20 protein-coding genes are annotated in these 17772 nt (G+C 37.8%); 9 read left to right on the top strand and 11 right to left on the bottom strand.

What is annotated here, in order from left to right; genetic code table 11:
- From nqrE to FE813_RS05610, 6 genes are all read right to left on the bottom strand, one after another.
- The gene (nqrE, locus tag FE813_RS05635) at window positions 1–597 is read right to left on the bottom strand and encodes an NADH:ubiquinone reductase (Na(+)-transporting) subunit E (RefSeq protein WP_005633378.1); all 597 of its coding nucleotides are present in this window, start codon (window positions 595–597) and stop codon (window positions 1–3) included.
- Window positions 598–600: 3 nt separating this feature from the next.
- Window positions 601–1230: an NADH:ubiquinone reductase (Na(+)-transporting) subunit D gene (locus tag FE813_RS05630; RefSeq protein WP_005633380.1), complete on the bottom strand. Its 630-nt coding sequence runs from the start codon at window positions 1228–1230 to the stop codon at window positions 601–603.
- Complete coding sequence (locus FE813_RS05625) at window positions 1230–2015, bottom strand: Na(+)-translocating NADH-quinone reductase subunit C (RefSeq protein WP_139989812.1); 786 nt, start codon at window positions 2013–2015, stop codon at window positions 1230–1232. Before FE813_RS05625 ends, FE813_RS05630 begins: the two co-directional genes overlap by 1 nt.
- Window positions 2008–3243 carry an NADH:ubiquinone reductase (Na(+)-transporting) subunit B gene (locus FE813_RS05620; RefSeq protein ID WP_005631373.1) on the bottom strand — a complete coding sequence of 412 codons (1236 nt, stop codon included), beginning with the start codon at window positions 3241–3243 and terminating at the stop codon, window positions 2008–2010. The genes FE813_RS05625 and FE813_RS05620 overlap by 8 nt, the downstream gene beginning before the upstream one ends.
- Window positions 3244–3245: 2 nt before the next feature.
- Window positions 3246–4589: a Na(+)-translocating NADH-quinone reductase subunit A gene (locus FE813_RS05615; protein WP_139989811.1), complete on the bottom strand. Its 1344-nt coding sequence runs from the start codon at window positions 4587–4589 to the stop codon at window positions 3246–3248.
- A gap of 293 nt (window positions 4590–4882) precedes the next feature.
- Window positions 4883–5194: a BolA family protein gene (locus tag FE813_RS05610; protein WP_139989906.1), complete on the bottom strand. Its 312-nt coding sequence runs from the start codon at window positions 5192–5194 to the stop codon at window positions 4883–4885.
- A gap of 92 nt (window positions 5195–5286) precedes the next feature.
- Here FE813_RS05610 and FE813_RS05605 point away from each other — a divergent pair, with 92 nt between their 5' ends.
- The 3 genes from FE813_RS05605 to FE813_RS05595 all read left to right on the top strand — a co-directional run bounded on the left by FE813_RS05605 (window position 5287) and on the right by FE813_RS05595 (window position 7670).
- Window positions 5287–5886 (top strand): YajG family lipoprotein, encoded by a 600-nt coding sequence (locus FE813_RS05605; protein WP_139989810.1) that lies wholly within the window; start codon window positions 5287–5289, stop codon window positions 5884–5886.
- A 291-nt stretch (window positions 5887–6177) separates the two neighbouring features.
- On the top strand, window positions 6178–7125 hold the full coding sequence (gene corA, locus FE813_RS05600; protein ID WP_005629627.1) for a magnesium/cobalt transporter CorA: 948 nt from the start codon (window positions 6178–6180) through the stop codon (window positions 7123–7125).
- Entirely contained in the window at window positions 7125–7670 is a 546-nt protein-coding gene (locus tag FE813_RS05595; RefSeq protein ID WP_139989905.1) for a YggT family protein, read from the top strand. Before corA ends, FE813_RS05595 begins: the two co-directional genes overlap by 1 nt.
- Window positions 7671–7756: 86 nt before the next feature.
- Here FE813_RS05595 and pdxH read toward each other — a convergent pair whose 3' ends face one another.
- From pdxH to FE813_RS05570, 5 genes are all read right to left on the bottom strand, one after another.
- On the bottom strand, window positions 7757–8389 hold the full coding sequence (pdxH, locus tag FE813_RS05590; protein ID WP_139989809.1) for a pyridoxamine 5'-phosphate oxidase: 633 nt from the start codon (window positions 8387–8389) through the stop codon (window positions 7757–7759).
- A 56-nt stretch (window positions 8390–8445) separates the two neighbouring features.
- Window positions 8446–10089, bottom strand: coding sequence for an ABC transporter substrate-binding protein (locus FE813_RS05585; RefSeq protein WP_139989808.1), 1644 nt, complete (start codon window positions 10087–10089; stop codon window positions 8446–8448).
- 150 nt (window positions 10090–10239) lie between these two features.
- The gene (locus FE813_RS05580; protein WP_139989807.1) at window positions 10240–11628 is read right to left on the bottom strand and encodes an MDR family MFS transporter; all 1389 of its coding nucleotides are present in this window, start codon (window positions 11626–11628) and stop codon (window positions 10240–10242) included.
- The gene (gene mobB, locus FE813_RS05575; RefSeq protein ID WP_139989806.1) at window positions 11625–12140 is read right to left on the bottom strand and encodes a molybdopterin-guanine dinucleotide biosynthesis protein MobB; all 516 of its coding nucleotides are present in this window, start codon (window positions 12138–12140) and stop codon (window positions 11625–11627) included. The genes FE813_RS05580 and mobB overlap by 4 nt, the downstream gene beginning before the upstream one ends.
- Before the next feature lie 84 nt (window positions 12141–12224).
- Entirely contained in the window at window positions 12225–12512 is a 288-nt protein-coding gene (locus FE813_RS05570; protein ID WP_139989805.1) for a DUF5339 domain-containing protein, read from the bottom strand.
- Window positions 12513–12967: 455 nt separating this feature from the next.
- Between FE813_RS05570 and FE813_RS05565 the strand changes: the two genes are divergently transcribed.
- The 6 genes from FE813_RS05565 to tolR all read left to right on the top strand — a co-directional run bounded on the left by FE813_RS05565 (window position 12968) and on the right by tolR (window position 17765).
- Window positions 12968–14533 carry a cytochrome ubiquinol oxidase subunit I gene (locus FE813_RS05565; protein ID WP_139989804.1) on the top strand — a complete coding sequence of 522 codons (1566 nt, stop codon included), beginning with the start codon at window positions 12968–12970 and terminating at the stop codon, window positions 14531–14533.
- Between the two features lie 14 nt (window positions 14534–14547).
- Entirely contained in the window at window positions 14548–15684 is a 1137-nt protein-coding gene (gene cydB, locus FE813_RS05560; protein WP_139989803.1) for a cytochrome d ubiquinol oxidase subunit II, read from the top strand.
- A 110-nt stretch (window positions 15685–15794) separates the two neighbouring features.
- Window positions 15795–16088, top strand: coding sequence for a cyd operon protein YbgE (ybgE, locus tag FE813_RS05555; RefSeq protein WP_139989802.1), 294 nt, complete (start codon window positions 15795–15797; stop codon window positions 16086–16088).
- Between the two features lie 78 nt (window positions 16089–16166).
- Window positions 16167–16577, top strand: coding sequence for a tol-pal system-associated acyl-CoA thioesterase (gene ybgC / locus FE813_RS05550; RefSeq protein WP_139989801.1), 411 nt, complete (start codon window positions 16167–16169; stop codon window positions 16575–16577).
- Window positions 16578–16594: 17 nt separating this feature from the next.
- Complete coding sequence (tolQ, locus tag FE813_RS05545) at window positions 16595–17281, top strand: protein TolQ (protein ID WP_005626973.1); 687 nt, start codon at window positions 16595–16597, stop codon at window positions 17279–17281.
- A 64-nt stretch (window positions 17282–17345) separates the two neighbouring features.
- Complete coding sequence (gene tolR, locus FE813_RS05540) at window positions 17346–17765, top strand: colicin uptake protein TolR (protein ID WP_005634116.1); 420 nt, start codon at window positions 17346–17348, stop codon at window positions 17763–17765.
- Window positions 17766–17772: the final 7 nt, after the last annotated feature.

Genomic DNA, 17772 nt, shown 5'->3' with positions numbered 1-17772 from the left:
TTATAATTGAATACCAGAGAATGACATAAAGCCAAGCGCCATCAATCCAGCAGAAATAAAGGTTATTCCTAATCCTTTCAAGCCTGCCGGTACATCAGCATATTTCATTTTTTCAGTTAAACCTGCAAGTGCAACAATTGCTAACATCCACCCCAAGCCTGCACCAATACCGTACACGGCAGATTCTGCGAAGGTATATTCACGTTGAATCGCAAAGGATACGCCACCAAAGATCGCACAGTTTACGGCAATAAGCGGAAGGAAAATCCCCAATGCGTTATACAGTGCAGGGAAGAATTTATCGAGCGTCATTTCAAGAATCTGAACGATACCCGCGATAATACCGATAAATGTAATAAAGCTTAAAAAGGATAAATCTACCCCTTCAACTAAGGCGCCATCTTTTAACACATGTTCAAATACAAATTGGTTCGCTGGCACAGAAATGCCAAGCACAACTGTTACTGCAACCCCTAAGCCGAATGCGGTTGACACTTTTTTTGATACAGCAAGGAAAGTACACATCCCTAAGAAGAAAGAAAGCGCCATATTTTCAATGAAGATCGCCTTCACAAATAGGCTAATATAATGTTCCATTGATTATTTCTCCTGTTGCTCAGGTTTCCACGTTCTTAAGCCCCAAATGATGAAGCCGATAATAAAGAACGCACTTGGTGCAAGAAGGAACAAGCCGTTTGGTTGATACCAACCACCGTCTTGAATGGTTTGGAATACTGGAAAGCCAAGTAAACGACCAGAACCGATTAACTCACGTAACGTTGCAACAATTAATAAAATTGCACCGTAACCTAAACCGTTACCGATACCATCAACAAAGCTCTCAAGTGGACGAGATTTCATCGCAAAAGCTTCTGCACGACCCATCACGATACAGTTAGTAATAATCAAGCCTACAAATACCGAGAGCTGCTTAGATAAACCATAAGCAAAAGCTTTCAATACTTGGTCAACTAAGATTACCAAAGAAGCGATAATTGCCAGTTGTACAATGATACGAATACTATTTGGAATGTAATGACGAATCATTGAAATAAACATACTGGAAAAACCAGTTACTAAACTTACCGCAATGGCCATAACGATCGCGGTTTGTAATTGAGTTGTGACCGCTAATGCAGAACAAATACCCAAAATTTGCAGCGCAATCGGATTATTTTTTACGATCGGATCAAGCAAAAGTGCTTTTAAATTGCTTTTTGCATCAGCCATTATCTTGCCCCCGCTTTAAATTTTGCTAAGAATGGACCAAAACCGTTTTGACTAAACCAATAATCAAAGGAACCTTGCACACCATTTGAGGTTAAAGTTGCACCTGATAAAGCATCAACACCGTATTCTTTGTTAGAAGAAGCATTTTTAGCAATACGAATAGCCACACGTTGATCATCATCAAACAGTTTTTTATCTACGAAAAGTGCTTGCCAACGCGGATTGGCAATTTCACCACCAAGACCTGCTGTTTCACCTTGATCATAGTAAGTAATGCCTTTGATGGTATTGGCATCTGGGGCAACCGCAACAAAACCGTACATGGTTGACCATAAACCGCGACCGTACATCGGCAATATGACTTGATTGACTTGACCTTGTTCATCTTTTACAAGATAAACTCGCGCTTGATTGGCACGTACTTTAATTCCGGCTTTATCTTGTTCCACCGGAATGGCTTGACTAAGTGCGGTCGATTTTACTGCTGTTTTTGGATCAAATTTTTCTACATCCTCTTTTGATGCTTGAACAAAATCACCACTTTGCAAATCCACTAAACGTGGTTCAATAAACTTTTTATAAGTGTCTTTAATGACGGAAGCATTATCTTCTTTCATTAAGCCAGCAACCGTTAAAATATTACGTTGAACGTCCAGTGCTTTTTGCTCATCTTGTTTCGATTTCAATGCCACCGCGGCACCGGAAACAATGATAGAACACACTAAACTTAGCAATACAACAACGGTAACTGTACCACCAACGCTGTCTTTATTAAACTTAGCCATTTGTTCTTGCTCTCCGACGTTTGATATTTGCTTGAACAACGATGTAGTCGAAAATCGGTGCAAATAAGTTTGCAAATAAAATCGCTAACATCATTCCTTCCGGATAAGCTGGGTTTACAGTACGAATTAATACAGCCATTACACCAATTAATGCACCGTACCACCACTTACCTGCATTGGTAAAGGATGCTGAAACAGGGTCTGTTGCCATAAATACCATACCTAATGCAAATCCACCTAAAACAAGGTGCCAATGCCAAGGCATTGAGAACATTGGGTTAGTATCAGAACCAACTAAATTGAATAGAGTTGAAGTTGCAATCATACCAATCATCACACCAGCAATGATGCGCCATGCCGCAATACGAGTAAACACAATCACTGCGCCGCCGATTAAAATTGCAAGCGTAGAAACTTCACCCATTGAACCAGGTAAATTACCAACAAAAGCATCCATCCAAGTAATTGGAGCACCAGTTACAGTATGTTGTAATGCACCCTGACCGCCTTGCGACCATTGTGAGAGTGCGGTTGCGCCAGAGAAACCATCAGCAGCAGTCCAAACAGTATCACCTGAAATTTGAGCTGGATAGGCGAAGAACAAGAAAGCTCGACCAGCAAGTGCAGGGTTCATGAAGTTACGACCAACGCCACCAAAAATTTCTTTTGCAACAACGATACCAAAAGTAATACCTAATGCGGCTTGCCATAATGGCAATGTTGGTGGAACGATTAACGCAAATAAAATGGTTGAAACGAACATCCCTTCATTTACTTCATGACCACGCACCACTGAGAACAACAATTCCCAAATTGTACAAACGGTAAACACCACTAAGTAAATTGGTAAGAAGAAGATAGCTCCTAGCGCCATTTTGGAGCCCCAAGTTGCATTGGCAGTTAAATCTAAACCTAATGAACTTGCAAGGGCATAATGCCAATCGTTAGCAATTAGTTGATCTAAATTGCCTAATTGATTTAAGGCTGGAATCGCTTGGTTACCCACATTGTACATCCCGTAGAAAATCGCGGGGAACAACGCAAGGAAAACCGTAATCATCATACGTTTTGAGTCTAACGCATCACGAACGTGAGTATTTTTGTGCGTTACTGTACCCGGTGTATAAAGCAAGGTATAAATCGATTCAAAGATCGGATAAAGCTTGCTGTATTTACCACCTGGTAAAAACGCGGGTTCCATTTTTTCAAAAAGATTTTTCAAACCCATTTTTAACCTTCCTTCTCAATCTTATCTAATACTTGACGCAAGATTGAACCGTATTCATATTTGCCTGGGCAAACGAAAGAACATAATGCTAAGTCTTCTTCGTCTAATTCAAGACAACCTAACGCTTGCGCGCCATCGGTATCACCCACGATTAAATCACGTAATAATAATGTCGGTAAAATATCCAACGGCATAACACGCTCATAGCTACCAATTGGTACCATTGCACGCTCACCACCATTCTCAGCAGTAGTAAAGTTGAATAATTTCTTACCGAAGTGACCTAACACTGTACGAGTAATTGAATATTTATTTGATTGAGGTGTAATCCAGCCAAGAAATTCTTTCTCATTACCTTCAGCGATTACCGATACTTGCAATGCATAACGACTTAAATAGTCATGAGCACCTTTTGCAGTTTGGCCACAAAGCACTGAACCAGAAATTACGCGATTTTCACCCGCACTTAATTCATTTTGGGTTAATTGAGAGAGATTAGCGCCAATTACAGTGCGAATTAAACGAGGCTCTTTCACTTGCGGACCCGCAAGAGAAATAACACGTTCAACATAAAGCTCGCCTGTTGTAAATAATTTACCCACTGCGATCACATCTTGATAATTGATGTGCCATACAGTTTTATTTACACCAACAGGATCAATAAAATGAATATGAGTACCAACAAGACCTGCAGGGTGAACGCCACCAAAATCATGAATCTGTAAATTTTCAAGATCAACAGTTGGGATATTGGTATCACCTGCTTTACACAAGTGTAACGGTTTTGAAGGGAATAAACGACTTAATACTGTCAAACCATTCGTGAAATCTTGCCAAAATTCTTTTAGCACGATTGCAGGATCTGCGGCTAATGGATTGGTATCCATTGCATTCACGAAAATTGAGGCTGGTTCACTATCAATCGCAGGTACTTTGCTAAATGGACGAGTACGTAATGCAGTCCATAAACCTGATTCAACAAGGTTTTGTTTTACTTGTTCAGAAGAAAGCGAATTCAATTGTTCTGCGCTATATTTTGCGAAAGTGATTTGCTCATTTCCTTCCACATTAATTACGACAGATTGTAATACGCGTTTCTCACCACGATTGATTACAGTGATAGTACCACTTGCAGGGGCTGTAAAAATCACACCTGGATTTTTCTTGTCTTCAAAAAGCACTTGGCCTTTCTTTACAACATCACCTTCACGTACCTTCATCGAAGGACGCATCCCCACATACTCCTCACCTAGAATCGCAACTTGATTCACAACATTTCCGTTGTGGATTACTTGTGCTGGTTTTCCCGCAATTGGGAGATCCAAGCCTTTCTTAATTGTAATCATACTGTTTGCACTACTTTTCAAGGTTAAAAATACAATTGCAGATAAACAAGTTAAATGCAATCTCGTGTTTGAGCGTGACAAAACACCCTTAGTAAAGACATCAATGCCACAAAAATAAAAAACTCAAATCGGTTAACTTCACGATAAACATCATTATCGAGAAATTGAATTTGGATAAAATTAAACACCTTATTCTAGCGAAAATCTGCTTTTTTCGCTACTTAAACGCCTACTTTTTTGTAAAAACCTTTTGCGATATATCAAAAAAATGTTACATCTTCATAACATAAAAATTAATGTCCAACGCCTGCGCATTTCGTTGAAGCGGGAATTTTCTCATTTAACTCGCCCCATTCCTCTACAGTAAACAAATGCAATGCTAACGCATGAACACCGCCATTAAGCTCATCTGCAAGCAATTGATAAACACGTTGATGACGCTGTACTTTACGCATTCCTTCAAAAACATTACTCACAATCACACATTTAAAATGAGACTCTGCACCACGACCAGAACTATGTAAGTGGCTTTCATTTTCTACAGTAAAAAAGTGCGGTTGAAATTCTAGTTGAATTTTTTGTTCGATAGTTTGTTGAACAGACATCATAAATCTCCACAAAATCACAATGAAACGCTATACATTAGCAATGAAGTTTGCAAGAATAACACAGTTTTAACTGGCTCATTGGGGAAATTATGACATTATCAAACAAAATCAAAACATTATCAGCAGTAAGTATTGCAGCCGCTACGCTGTTCCTTGCTGGCTGCCAAGCACAATCAAATACATTAACGTTCACACCACCGGCACCGAATGCCACAATGAACATTAATCAAAATGCGATTGTGTATGTAACAACGAAAGATAGTCGCACAACGCAAGATATCGCGAGCTATACCAAACGTGGAGAACTCATTAAATTAAATTCATCACCGAGTGTTACACAGTTATTCCAACAAGTGATGCAACAAAATCTTATTAGTAAAGGTTTCAGAATTGGGCAATCCAATGGATCAAATGCGTGGGTAACTGTGGATGTGCGTGAATTTGCTACGCAAGTAGAACAAGGTAATCTTCGTTATAAACTTAATACCAAAATTCAAGCGACTGTTTATGTTCAAGGCGCGAGAGGTTCATATAACAAAGCATTTAATGCTACTCGTTCACAAGAAGGCGCATTAAACGCAGATAATGACGAAATTCAAAAAATTCTATCTCAAACATTTAACGATATTGTGAATAACATTTATCAAGATCAAGAAGTATCCGCTGCGATTAATCAATATACAAACTAATTATAAGGGCAATTTTGCCCTTTTTTATTAAGATTAAAACTTGACGAACACCGCTTTCAAGCGTAACATTCGCCCGATTTTTTAACGAGAAGGACACACACTTTGGACAGTCATAGTCGATACCGAATATCGCTCTAGACGCCCGCCTTTTGATTATCGGCGCGCGTTCGCCGGTAAATTTACCGTTGTTTCGGCATCTCTTAACGAAAACTTTGCGATTTTTCACCGCACTTTCGTTTCTTCTTTAATTTGTTCACTGTTAGCTGTTCATAATCCTATAAGGAGTATGAAATGATCAACGCGTTTGCTATCAATGATTCCCGCTTGGTTCGTATTGACGAAGACCAAACTGATCTCAATACTGCCATTTGGCTTGATTTACTTGAGCCGACAGGCGAAGAACGTGAAATGCTACAAGAAGGCTTAGGCCAGAGCTTAGCATCTTTTCTAGAATTGGAAGATATCGAAGCTTCCGCCCGTTTCTTTGAAGATGAAGATGGTTTACATCTTCACTCATTTTTTTATTGCGAAGATGAAGACAATTATGCTGATTTAGCGAGCGTCGCTTTTACTATTCGTGATGGTCGTTTATTTACGTTGCGCGATCGCGAGCTACCGGCATTCCGTTTATATCGTATGCGTTCTCGTAGCCAGCGTTTATTAGAATGTAATTCCTATGAAGTTTTACTAGATTTATTTGAAACGAAAATTGAGCAATTAGCGGACGTGATTGAAAACGTTTATGCAGATTTAGAAGAGTTGAGTCGCGTTATTTTAAACGGGAAACAAGATGAAGCCTTTGATGAAGCATTAAATACGCTTACGGAACAAGAAGATACGAGCTCAAAAGTTCGTTTGTGCTTGATGGATACCCAACGAGCATTAGGTTTCTTGGTTCGCAAAACTCGCTTACCAACAAACCAGTTAGAACAAGCTCGAGAAATCTTGCGAGATATCGAATCTTTGCAACCGCATAATGAATCCTTGTTCCAAAAAGTAAACTTTTTAATGCAAGCTGCAATGGGTTACATCAATATTGAACAGAACAAAATTATGAAATTCTTCTCAGTTGTTTCTGTGATGTTCCTTCCTGCAACATTGGTCGCGTCTACCTATGGTATGAATTTTGATTTTATGCCTGAATTACATTTTAAATATGGCTATCCAATGGCAATTGGATTAATGATCGCAGCCGCATTGACACCATATATTTATTTTAGAAGAAAAGGATGGTTATGATGGAATTATCCCAAACCGCATTATTTATCGGATCAATTATTAATCTTTATGCACTAGTCTTAATCTTACGAGCTTGGTTACAGTTTGCTCGAGTGGATTATTACAATCCTGTTTCAACATTTACAGTAAAAATGACTGATCCAGTATTAAAACCTCTGCGTAAAATTGCGCCTACAGTGAAAAATATCGATACTTCTGCTTTACTGCTAATATTTATTATCGGTATGTTGAAAGGTATTTTTTATTTTGGTTTATCAGTTAATTTTCTCTTAATATTGGGTGTATTAACTGTATTGAAAAGCATTGGTTTAGCAATTTTTTATGTGCTTTTTATTGGCGCTGTTCTAAGTTGGTTTAATCGTGGCAATAGCCCTGTGATTTATGCGTTTTATCAACTATCAGAACCACTTTTAAGACCTATCCGTCGATTCTTGCCAACATTAGGCATGATTGATTTTTCCCCTATGGTCGTCGTATTTATCTTATTGTTCTTAAATAACCTAATGCTTGATATGTTAGGTGGACTTTGGATGATCGCTGGTTAAAAAATTACTCAAAAATTATTTATATTAATTAGGTTAAGCATTTTTATACTTAACCTAATTTCTCTTAAAGCAACCAGATTCAAAATTTAAGGTGATAATCTTTCACGGATCCAATTGCCATTTCCTTTTCTATAATAAATCCGATCATGTAAACGACTTGGACGACCTTGCCAAAACTCAACTATTTCTGGACGAATTAAATAGCCTCCCCAATGCATCGGCCGTGGTACATGAAATGGATATCTAGCTGCAATTAATGCTGCTTTGCTTAATAAAAATTTATAGCTCGAAATAACAGTACTTTGCTCACTTGCCCAAGCCCCTATCTGACTGGTATAAGGGCGACTAGCAAAATATTCATCTGATTGTTCTGTAGAAATTTTTTCCGCTTTCCCTTCAATTCGAACTTGACGTTCTAACTCTGGCCAGAAAAAAGCAATTGCCACATTGGGATTATTGGCTATATTTTGTCCTTTATGACTATGATAATTCGTAAAAAAGACAAAACCCTCTGAATTAACTTCTTTCAACAAGACGACTCGACTACTAGGTCTCCCCTCTTTATCTACTGTCGAGATATTCATTGCTGTCGGTTCGCAAACCTGGCTATTAATAGCCTCATTCATCCACAATTCAAATTGCGAAATCGGATTATCTTGACAATTTTGTTGTGATAACACACGTTTTCTATATTCTTCACGAATATGATGTAAATCCATTTTCCCTCCGTCAAAATAAAAGCCTTAGTATAAAAACTAAGGCTTTAAAATATTACTTACTTATTATCAATACTCACACCGTAGAATGAATCATAGCCAAATGGGCTTTGTACATAGCCTTTTACGCGTGGGCTAAGTGGTGCAAAACCTACGGAATGCGCCACTGGAATCCAAGAAGCTTGATTATGAACGATAACTTGCGCTCGTTTATAAAGTGCGGTGCGTTCTTCCTTATTTGTTAATCCGATTGCTTTATCTAGTAATGCATCAAATTCTGGATTTTTAAAACGAGCCATATTGGAATTACCCGCGTTTGAACTTGCCAATAATGGAGATAAGAAGTTATCAGGATCACCATTATCACCAGACCAACCAAAGATACCAGCAGTTAACTCACCCGCTTTCGCACGTTTTTGGTAATCCGCCCATTCATAGGTAACAGGGTTGGTTTTTACACCAACTTTAGCCCAGTCTGCCATAATAAGTTCAGCCATGCGTTTTGGATTTGGATTAGAGGCACGAACAACAGGTTGAATCCAAAAATCAGTTTCAAAACCATTTGGGTAACCCGCTTCTGCTAAAAGTTGTTTTGCTTTTTCTGGATCGTACGGATAATCTTGAACTTCATCGTTGTAACTCCAAATTGTTGGAGGAAGTGGATTTTTAGCTGGTGTGCCTGCGCCTTGGTAAACCGCTTCAATAATCGCTTTTTTATCCACTGCATAGTTCAACGCCTGACGAACTTTGACATTATCAAATGGTGCTTTTTCGGTATTGAATGCGATATATGCTACGTTCAAACCTTTTTGTTCCAAAAGTTGTACTTTTGGATCTGTTTTCATTTTGGCTAAATCCGCTACATTCGGGAATAAAATTAAATCACAAGAACCAGCCTGTAATTTTGCATAACGTGTTGTCGCATCTGGCACAATATTGATAACTAAACGATCCAATGGTGTTCTACCCTTCCAATAGTTTTCGTTTGCTACATATTGAGCAGCTTGATCCGTTTTGTAATCAACAAAAACAAATGGGCCAGTCCCTACTGGGCGATTATCAATTGTTTCTGGCTTACCTGCTTTCAGCATTGCATCCGCATATTCTGCGGAATAAATAGAAATAAAATCCATGCCTAAACTTGCCAAGAAAGTTGCATCTTTCTTGTTTAAGGTAATACGAATTGTATTGTCATCTACTTTCTCCACTGATTTCAACAATTCAGGGAATTTCATTGCTTTGAAATATGGATAAGTCCCTTTAGACACATTGTGATATGGGTGATTCGGATCTAACTGACGTTGGAATGAGAATACAACATCATCCGCATTAAAATCACGTGTTGGGGTAAATTCTTTTGTTGTATGGAATTTAACACCTTTTCTTAAATGGAATGTGTAAGTTAAACCATCATCGCTAATTTCCCAGCTTTCAGCTAGGGCAGGTTCAATATCTGTTGAGCCTTTTTTAAATTCAACTAAGCGGTTATACACTTGTTGTGAACTTGCATTATAAGACGTCCCTTCCATCACAAGTGCAGGGCTAAATCCTAAAGGTGCTTTTGCTGTACAGTAAACAAAAGTATTGTTAGATGCAGATTTAGTTTCAGCTTGTGCGGTCGGTTTATTTGCTGAACCTGATTGATCGCAAGCTGCTAATACAAGCGTTGCAGCCGCAAGAGTTAGTGTTGCTTTTAGCTTCATGATAGTTCCTCACTTTGTTGGCAGAGATTTATTCGAGCATAGTGATACCAAAATGCTAGATAAATCCTATCTAAAATAAATGTTTAATAAGATATAAGCAAATATCGCTTTTTTTAAATAAAAAAATTCTATGGATTATAACAAATTAATCTAAGGATTCTTCCGTAAATGATCGCCATCATGTTTATGTAATTTCATAAGCGACCAAACTAAGGCGATTGCAAAAAGTGATGAGGTTAAGAACGTATAGCTAAATGCTTGTTGTAAGCCATCATTTGCGCTAAAGAAATGTCTATAGAAATTTAGAATTATCGATGAAATAGCAATACCAAATCCAATCCCAACTTGCTGCACAATACTTAATACTGTGGAACCTGTGCCTGCCTGTTGTTTTGAAAGATCGCCTACAGTCAACGTATTGATTGAAGTGAAAATTATCGACATGCAAGCGCCATACCACATGAGATTACAAATAATCCAAGTCAGAGAACTTTGTTTACCTAACCAAGCCATTGAAATTACAGAGCCAGCCATCAAAAGTGCGGATGAAATTAGCGTTGTTTTATAGCCCCAATGATTTAAAATTCGTCCAATTAATATTTTCAAAATCACAGAAATTAGCGCAATCGGCGCTAATAGCCAACCTGACATTTCAGCACTGTAACCGAAAGATAATTGGAACATCAAAGGCAATAAAAAGGGAACGCCAGATGCAGATAATCGGATAAAAATATTGGCAATAATGCCTAATCTGAATGTACGAGTGCGGAAAAGGGATAAAGGTAAAATGGCATCTTCATTCTTTTTGGCATAGGTACAATAAGCCACGAGTAACAGAACACCAACAACTAACACGCTATAGGTTGTAATTGCACTATACTGGCTTTCACCGAGTAAATCCAAACCAAGTGTGATGCCGACTAACCCTAATGCAAACAGTAAAAAACCTATCCAATCTAGTTTCTCTACCTCGCCTTTAATATTACTCATCACGCTACCCGATGCCAAAATCCCTAGTACACCAATTGGAATATTAATTAAAAAAATCCAGTGCCAACTGGCGTGAATGACTAACCATCCCCCTAAAATAGGCCCTAGAATTGGCCCAATCAAACCTGCAGTTGCCATTAAATTCCAAGCATTAACTAATTGTTGTTTAGGGACTGCTTGAATAATAGCTAAACGCGCCACTGGCATCATAAAGGCACCGCCTATCCCCTGAATCACTCTGGCTAAGATTAAACTTTCTAAATTAGGGGCCGTGGCACAAGCAACTGAACCTAAAATAAACGTGAAAACGGCACCGCGAAAAACAGTTAATGTCCCAAATTTTGCCGCAGCCCAAGCGGTAAGAGGAATAAATAATGCAACGGTTAAAGAATAAGCAATAATCGCCATTTGCATTTCAAAGGCGGGTTTATCTAAATCAGAGGATATCGCTGGTAAGGCAGTATTAAGAATAGTGGCATCTAGGCTTTGCATAAAAAGCGCCATTGCAGCGACCCAAGCTAAACCGCGATAGGCATTGGATTCAGTCATCGTGCTCCGTGAAAATGATGCAACCAATTTTCAATAAAATCGGCAATTTGCGGAATACGGTTAATATCCAACAAAGTGCGGTCAATTTCAAGGGGATAATTAGTAGCAACCGCCACAACATATTCATCAATTTCGGGTAAAGGTTTTGTCATTTCCTGACGATGGAGCAAAATCTTTGGAATTGGCTCTTGTTTAAAGCCTTCCACCAATACTAAATCCGTTAAAGTGCGGTCAAATTGTTGTGCTAAATAATCCAATGAAACAGGTTTTAGCGTTTCCGTCATGATCGCCCAGCGTTCATCATTCGCTAAAATGACTTGAGAAGAACCAGCCTCTTTCATACGCCAGCTATCTTTTCCTTCTTTATCAACTTGCATATTGTGATGGCTATGTTTAATCACTGAAACGCGAATGTGACGAGCGATAAGCTCTGGGATAAGTTTTTCTAATAATGTTGTTTTACCACTACCGCTATAACCGGTAATCCCTAACAAAGGTATTGCTCTATACATCATGTAATCCTTAAATTCTAATTACTCCAGTTTTAACCAAAACTCCAATATAAAAAGCCTTATTGTATCCAATAAGGCTTTTTACTATTCACTATAACTTTTCAAATTACTTAATTTTGCTAAACCAAGCTCACAGCTTTTCAATTGAGTGGCAAGTTCCATTTGTAGAATTTGTTGTTTACTCTGATTGAGTTTACTTTTAATTTTATTTACCTGGATATGTGTACCAGGCTGTCTCTCGGCCTGATTTATTAAACTTTCTGTTTCTTTAAACAACTGTTCACATTGCTGTGGAACCGAATTAGGTGCAGCTAAAACAGGGGGCGATATGACAGAGAAAAATACAGTCAAAATAAGGAATGTTTTTTTCATTTTTAGATCCTTTCTTCTCTTTATCCTAGAAAATTTCAAAACTAAAGATAGTAAGAAAATAACAAAATACAATCAATATGTCCAGACTTAAACAGATTTTAATATGCTAATTAATAATAGAATCTAAACCAGAACTATAATTTTTTTGAAAAAATCACAAATTTGACATAGATCAATTTTATAAACTTTAACAAATAATAGTTATTTCATAACTTATATCAAAAATATGAACCAGATAACGTTTTTTAGTATTTTTTATCCTTACGTTTAGTAGTAAAATAACCACCAATTTGGGTTATCTTTGTAATGATTTTCTATTTTTCATCGTTGTGTAGTGATTATGTAGATAAACCAATTTAGGCTTAACTAATTAAGTTGAGTGATTAGGGGTTATTTAAGGCTCTGCCTTTTTAATCATCGTTGGAACTAATGTTGTTTATACAGAGGAGTTGAGAATGTTGGACGTTGTTGACCTTTCTCGCTTGCAGTTTGCTTTAACTGCGTTGTATCACTTCATTTTCGTGCCGCTGACATTAGGTTTGTCATTCGTCCTTGTGATTATGGAAACCATTTATGTGGCGACAGGCAAAGAAGTTTATAAAGATATGACAAGATTCTGGGGCAAGTTATTTGGTATTAACTTTGCCCTTGGGGTGACCACCGGTATCATTATGGAATTCCAATTCGGTACTAACTGGTCTTATTATTCTCACTATGTAGGTGATATTTTTGGTGCGCCATTAGCGATTGAAGCGTTACTAGCCTTTTTCTTAGAATCAACTTTTGTAGGGTTATTCTTCTTTGGCTGGGATCGTTTAACTAAAGGTAAACACTTACTTGCTACATATTGCGTAGCTTTCGGTTCGAACTTATCTGCAATGTGGATTTTAGTTGCTAATGGTTGGATGCAGTCTCCAGCTGGCTCAGAATTTAATTTTGAGACAGTACGTATGGAAATGACGAGCTTCTTAGATCTTTGGTTAAATCCTGTTGCTCAAAGTAAATTCTTGCACACGTTAACAGCAGGTTATTCGACTGGTGCAATGTTTGTATTAGGTATTAGTGCATTCTATTTATTAAAAGGTCGTGATATTGGTTTTGCCAAACGTTCATTCTCTGTTGCTGCAACCTTTGGTTTTATTGCAGCATCAGCGGTGTTAATTATGGGGGATGAATCAGGTTACGACATTGGTAAAGCACAACCAGTGAAATTGGCTGCAATGGAAGCCGAGTTTGAAACTCATCCTGCGCCAGCGCCATTTCATCCAGTTGCAATTCCAAATACTGCAGAAATGAAAAATGATTTTGCTATTGAGATCCCATATTTGGGTGGTTTAATTGCAACGCGTTCTTTAGATACTGAAATTGTTGGTTTGAAAGATATTCAAGCGAAAAATGAAGGTCGTGTTCGTAACGGTATGGTAGCTTACGATTTATTCACGCAATTAAAAGCAGAGAAAAAATCAGCAGGCCACGTAAATCCAGAAACTAAAGCAAAATTTGATGAAGTAAAAGGTGATTTAGGTTTTGGTTTATTATTAAAACGTTACACAGATAAAGTTGTAGATGCAACAGATGAACAAATTAAACAAGCTGCTCGCGATACTATTCCAAACGTAGGTCCTAACTTCTGGGCATTCCGTGGGATGTTAGCAGCCGGTGGTTTAATTATTTTACTGACCTTCGGCGCATTTGTTCAAAATTTACGTAACAAAGTCACTTCTTCTCGCTTATTGCTTAAAGCATTGCTTTGGAGTATCCCATTGCCAATCTTAGCAATTGAATTTGGTTGGTTCTTAGCTGAGTCTGGTCGTCAACCATGGGCGATTTATGAAGTATTACCTGTGGGTGTCTCTGCATCAAAATTAACAACTGGGGATTTATGGTTCTCTATTGGTTTAATTTGTGCGCTTTATCTTGCATTCATCATTGTTGAGATGTATTTGATGTTTAAATATGCGCGTTTGGGTCCAAGTGCGTTAAAAACCGGCAAATACTACTTTGAACAATCATCTAAATAAACAGGAGATAAACAATGATTGATTATGAATTTCTACGTTTTATTTGGTGGGTGTTAGTTATTGTATTGTTGATCGGTTTTTCTGTTACCGACGGATTCGATATGGGCGTGACCGCACTTTTACCTGTAACAGGCAAAAAAGAAGTGGAACGCCGTATTATGATCAACTCTATTGCCCCACATTGGGATGGTAACCAAGTTTGGTTATTAACTGCAGGCGGTGCAATATTTGCAGCATGGCCAATTGTTTATTCTGTAGCATTTTCAGGCTTCTATATTGCCTTATTCCTTGTGTTAGCTGCGTTATTCTTCCGTCCAATTGGTTTTGAATATCGTGCAAAAATCGATAATCCGACTTGGCGTTCAGTTTGGGATTGGGGCTTATTTGCGGGTGGTTTTGTACCTGCATTGGTATTTGGTGTGGCATTTGGTAACTTATTACAAGGTGTACCATTCGAATTAAATGAGCTTTCTCAAGCTACTTACACTGGTTCTTTCTTTGCATTATTGAACCCATTTGCATTACTTTGCGGTGTGTTAAGCCTTGCGATGTTAATGACTCACGGTGCAAACTGGTTACAAATGAAAACCACAGAAGAATTGCGTGATCGTGCTCGCTCAGTAAGCCAAATCGGCGCTATTGTGACTTTAATCACATTTGTATTAGCTGGGGCATGGTTATACTTCAAAGAGGGCTATGTAGTCACAAGTGTTGTAGACCATTTTGCCCCATCTTCTCCAATGAATAAAGAAGTTGCTGTTGAAACTAGTGCTTGGTTTAGAAATTTCAATGAAATGCCAATTCTTTGGATTTTCCCTGCATTAGCAGTAGTTGCAGCACTATTAAATGCAGCATTTTCTAAAGCTAATCGTTGTGGTTTCGCATTCTTTTTCTCTGCATTGACGATGACTGGCGTAATTATTACTGCCGCAGTATCAATGTTCCCATTTGTGATGCCTTCAAGTTCACATCCTGAACAGAGTTTATTAATGTGGGATGTGACTTCAAGTGAATTAACATTAACATTGATGTTCTTCTTAGCACTTATTTTTGTCACCATATCGTTGTGTTACACAATTTGGTCCTATACAAAAATGTTTGGTCGTTTAGACGCAAACTTCATTGATGAAAATAAACACTCATTATACTAAGGAGATTAATATGTTATATATAATTTGGGTAGTGGGTGTGTTATTAGCTATATTTGCTAGTGCAAAATTAACTATTGGCAAAGAAAAAGCAGGAAAGTTTGACGAGTAATATGATTCATTCACTCTATCAATTAATTAATAAGGGTTCGTTTCGAACCCTTTCATTTATTTTAGCGCTAGGACTAACAGCCGTATTTTTCTTTAATATTGATAATTTTTCAACATTGTTACGAAATGATTCTCCTTGGTGGATTTTGATGATCTTCTGGGGATTGATTACGGTTTGGATTCATGGAATCGGATTTGAAATTAAACGCGTAATTTGGAAACTAATTTTCTTACCTTATATCGCTTATATCATTATATTGATTAGTGCTATAGAGCATTTTTATTTACGAGGATGATTTTTTTCTTCGGCATATTGCTTATCTAAAAAACAGGTTCTAAAATATCCGACCTATTGCGGTGGGCAAAGCTTAATAATGTCAGAAAAAACCTTCTATCTTCCCGTTCGAGTATATTATGAAGATACTGATGCTGGTGGCGTTGTGTATCATGCTCGTTATTTGCATTTTTTTGAGCGGGCTAGAACAGAATATTTGCGAGCGTTAAATTTTACGCAGCAAACTTTATTACAAGAACAACAACTCGCATTTGTTATCAAATCGCTCGCTATTGATTATTGCGTTGCGGCAAAATTGGATGATTTACTCACGGTAGAAACAGATGTCATAGAGATAAAAGGTGCAACAATCCTTTTTGAGCAACGACTTATGCGTGATACGGTGATGTTATCAAAGGCTACAGTCAAGGTAGCCAGTGTTCATCTTGGCAATATGAAACCTGTGGCTCTTCCTAAAGAAGTAAAAGCTGCGTTTTACAACCTAAAATAAACTTTTCGGAGTATACAATGACTGCAGAATTGAATTTTTTAGATCTTTTTCTAAAAGCAAGTATTGTTGTTCAACTTGTAATTGTGATTTTGATTTCATTCTCAATTATTTCTTGGGCAATTATTATTCAACGTAGCCGAGTTTTAACGGCTGCTTTAAAAGAAGCAAATACTTTTGAAGACCGTTTCTGGTCTGGTGAAGATTTGAATAAGCTATATGAAGGATTATCAAATCGTCGTGATATTTTAACGGGTAGTGAGCAAATTTTCTTTGTTGGTTTCAAAGAGTTTTCTCGCTTGAAACAAGTGAATCCTGATGCACCTGAGGCGATTATTAAAGGAACCACGCGAGCAATGAATCTTACAATGAATCGTGAAGTTGAAAGCCTTGAAAGTCGCGTACCATTTTTGGCTACAGTAGCTTCTGTTAGCCCTTATATTGGTTTATTCGGTACCGTTTGGGGTATCATGCACGCTTTTATGGCATTAAGTGGTGCTAAACAAGCAACTTTACAAATGGTTGCTCCGGGTATCGCCGAGGCATTGATTGCTACTGCAATCGGTTTGTTTGCTGCGATTCCAGCTGTAATGGCTTATAACCGTTTAAGTTTACGCGTGAATGCTATCGAACAGAATTACGGTAACTTTATTGATGAATTTACGACGATTTTACATCGCCAAGCTTTCGGCAAAGCACCACACTAAAATATAGAAAAAATACACCGCACTCTTTCGTTAAGTGCGGTGAAAAATAAGAGAGATTTGAATTATGGCTCGTCGTCAGCGTAAAGATATTAAATCTGAAATTAATATTGTCCCGTTTTTGGATGTATTGTTAGTGCTTGTGTTGATCTTTATGGCAACCGCACCAATTATTAGCCAAAGCGTACAAGTGGAATTGCCGGATTCAGTGCAAAGTCAAAATGTATCTAATGAAGATAAAGTGCCGGTAATTCTTGAAGTTTCAGGGATTGGACAATATGCGATTTCTATTGGCGGAGAACGTCAAGAAGGGTTAACGGAAGAAATGGTGACACAGTTATCTCGACAAGAATTTGATAAGGATAATAACACACTATTTTTAGTGGGTGGAGCTAAGGAAGTTCCCTATGAAGAAGTGATTAAAGCACTTAATCTGCTCCACCTTGCTGGAATTAAATCTGTTGGTTTAATGACAAACCCAATTTAACTAAGTA

The organism is Haemophilus seminalis, from assembly GCF_006384255.1.
GTDB lineage: Bacteria > Pseudomonadota > Gammaproteobacteria > Enterobacterales > Pasteurellaceae > Haemophilus > Haemophilus seminalis.
Note: the sequence above shows the minus strand (reverse complement) of the source record. Positions and strands in the feature narration are given on the sequence as shown.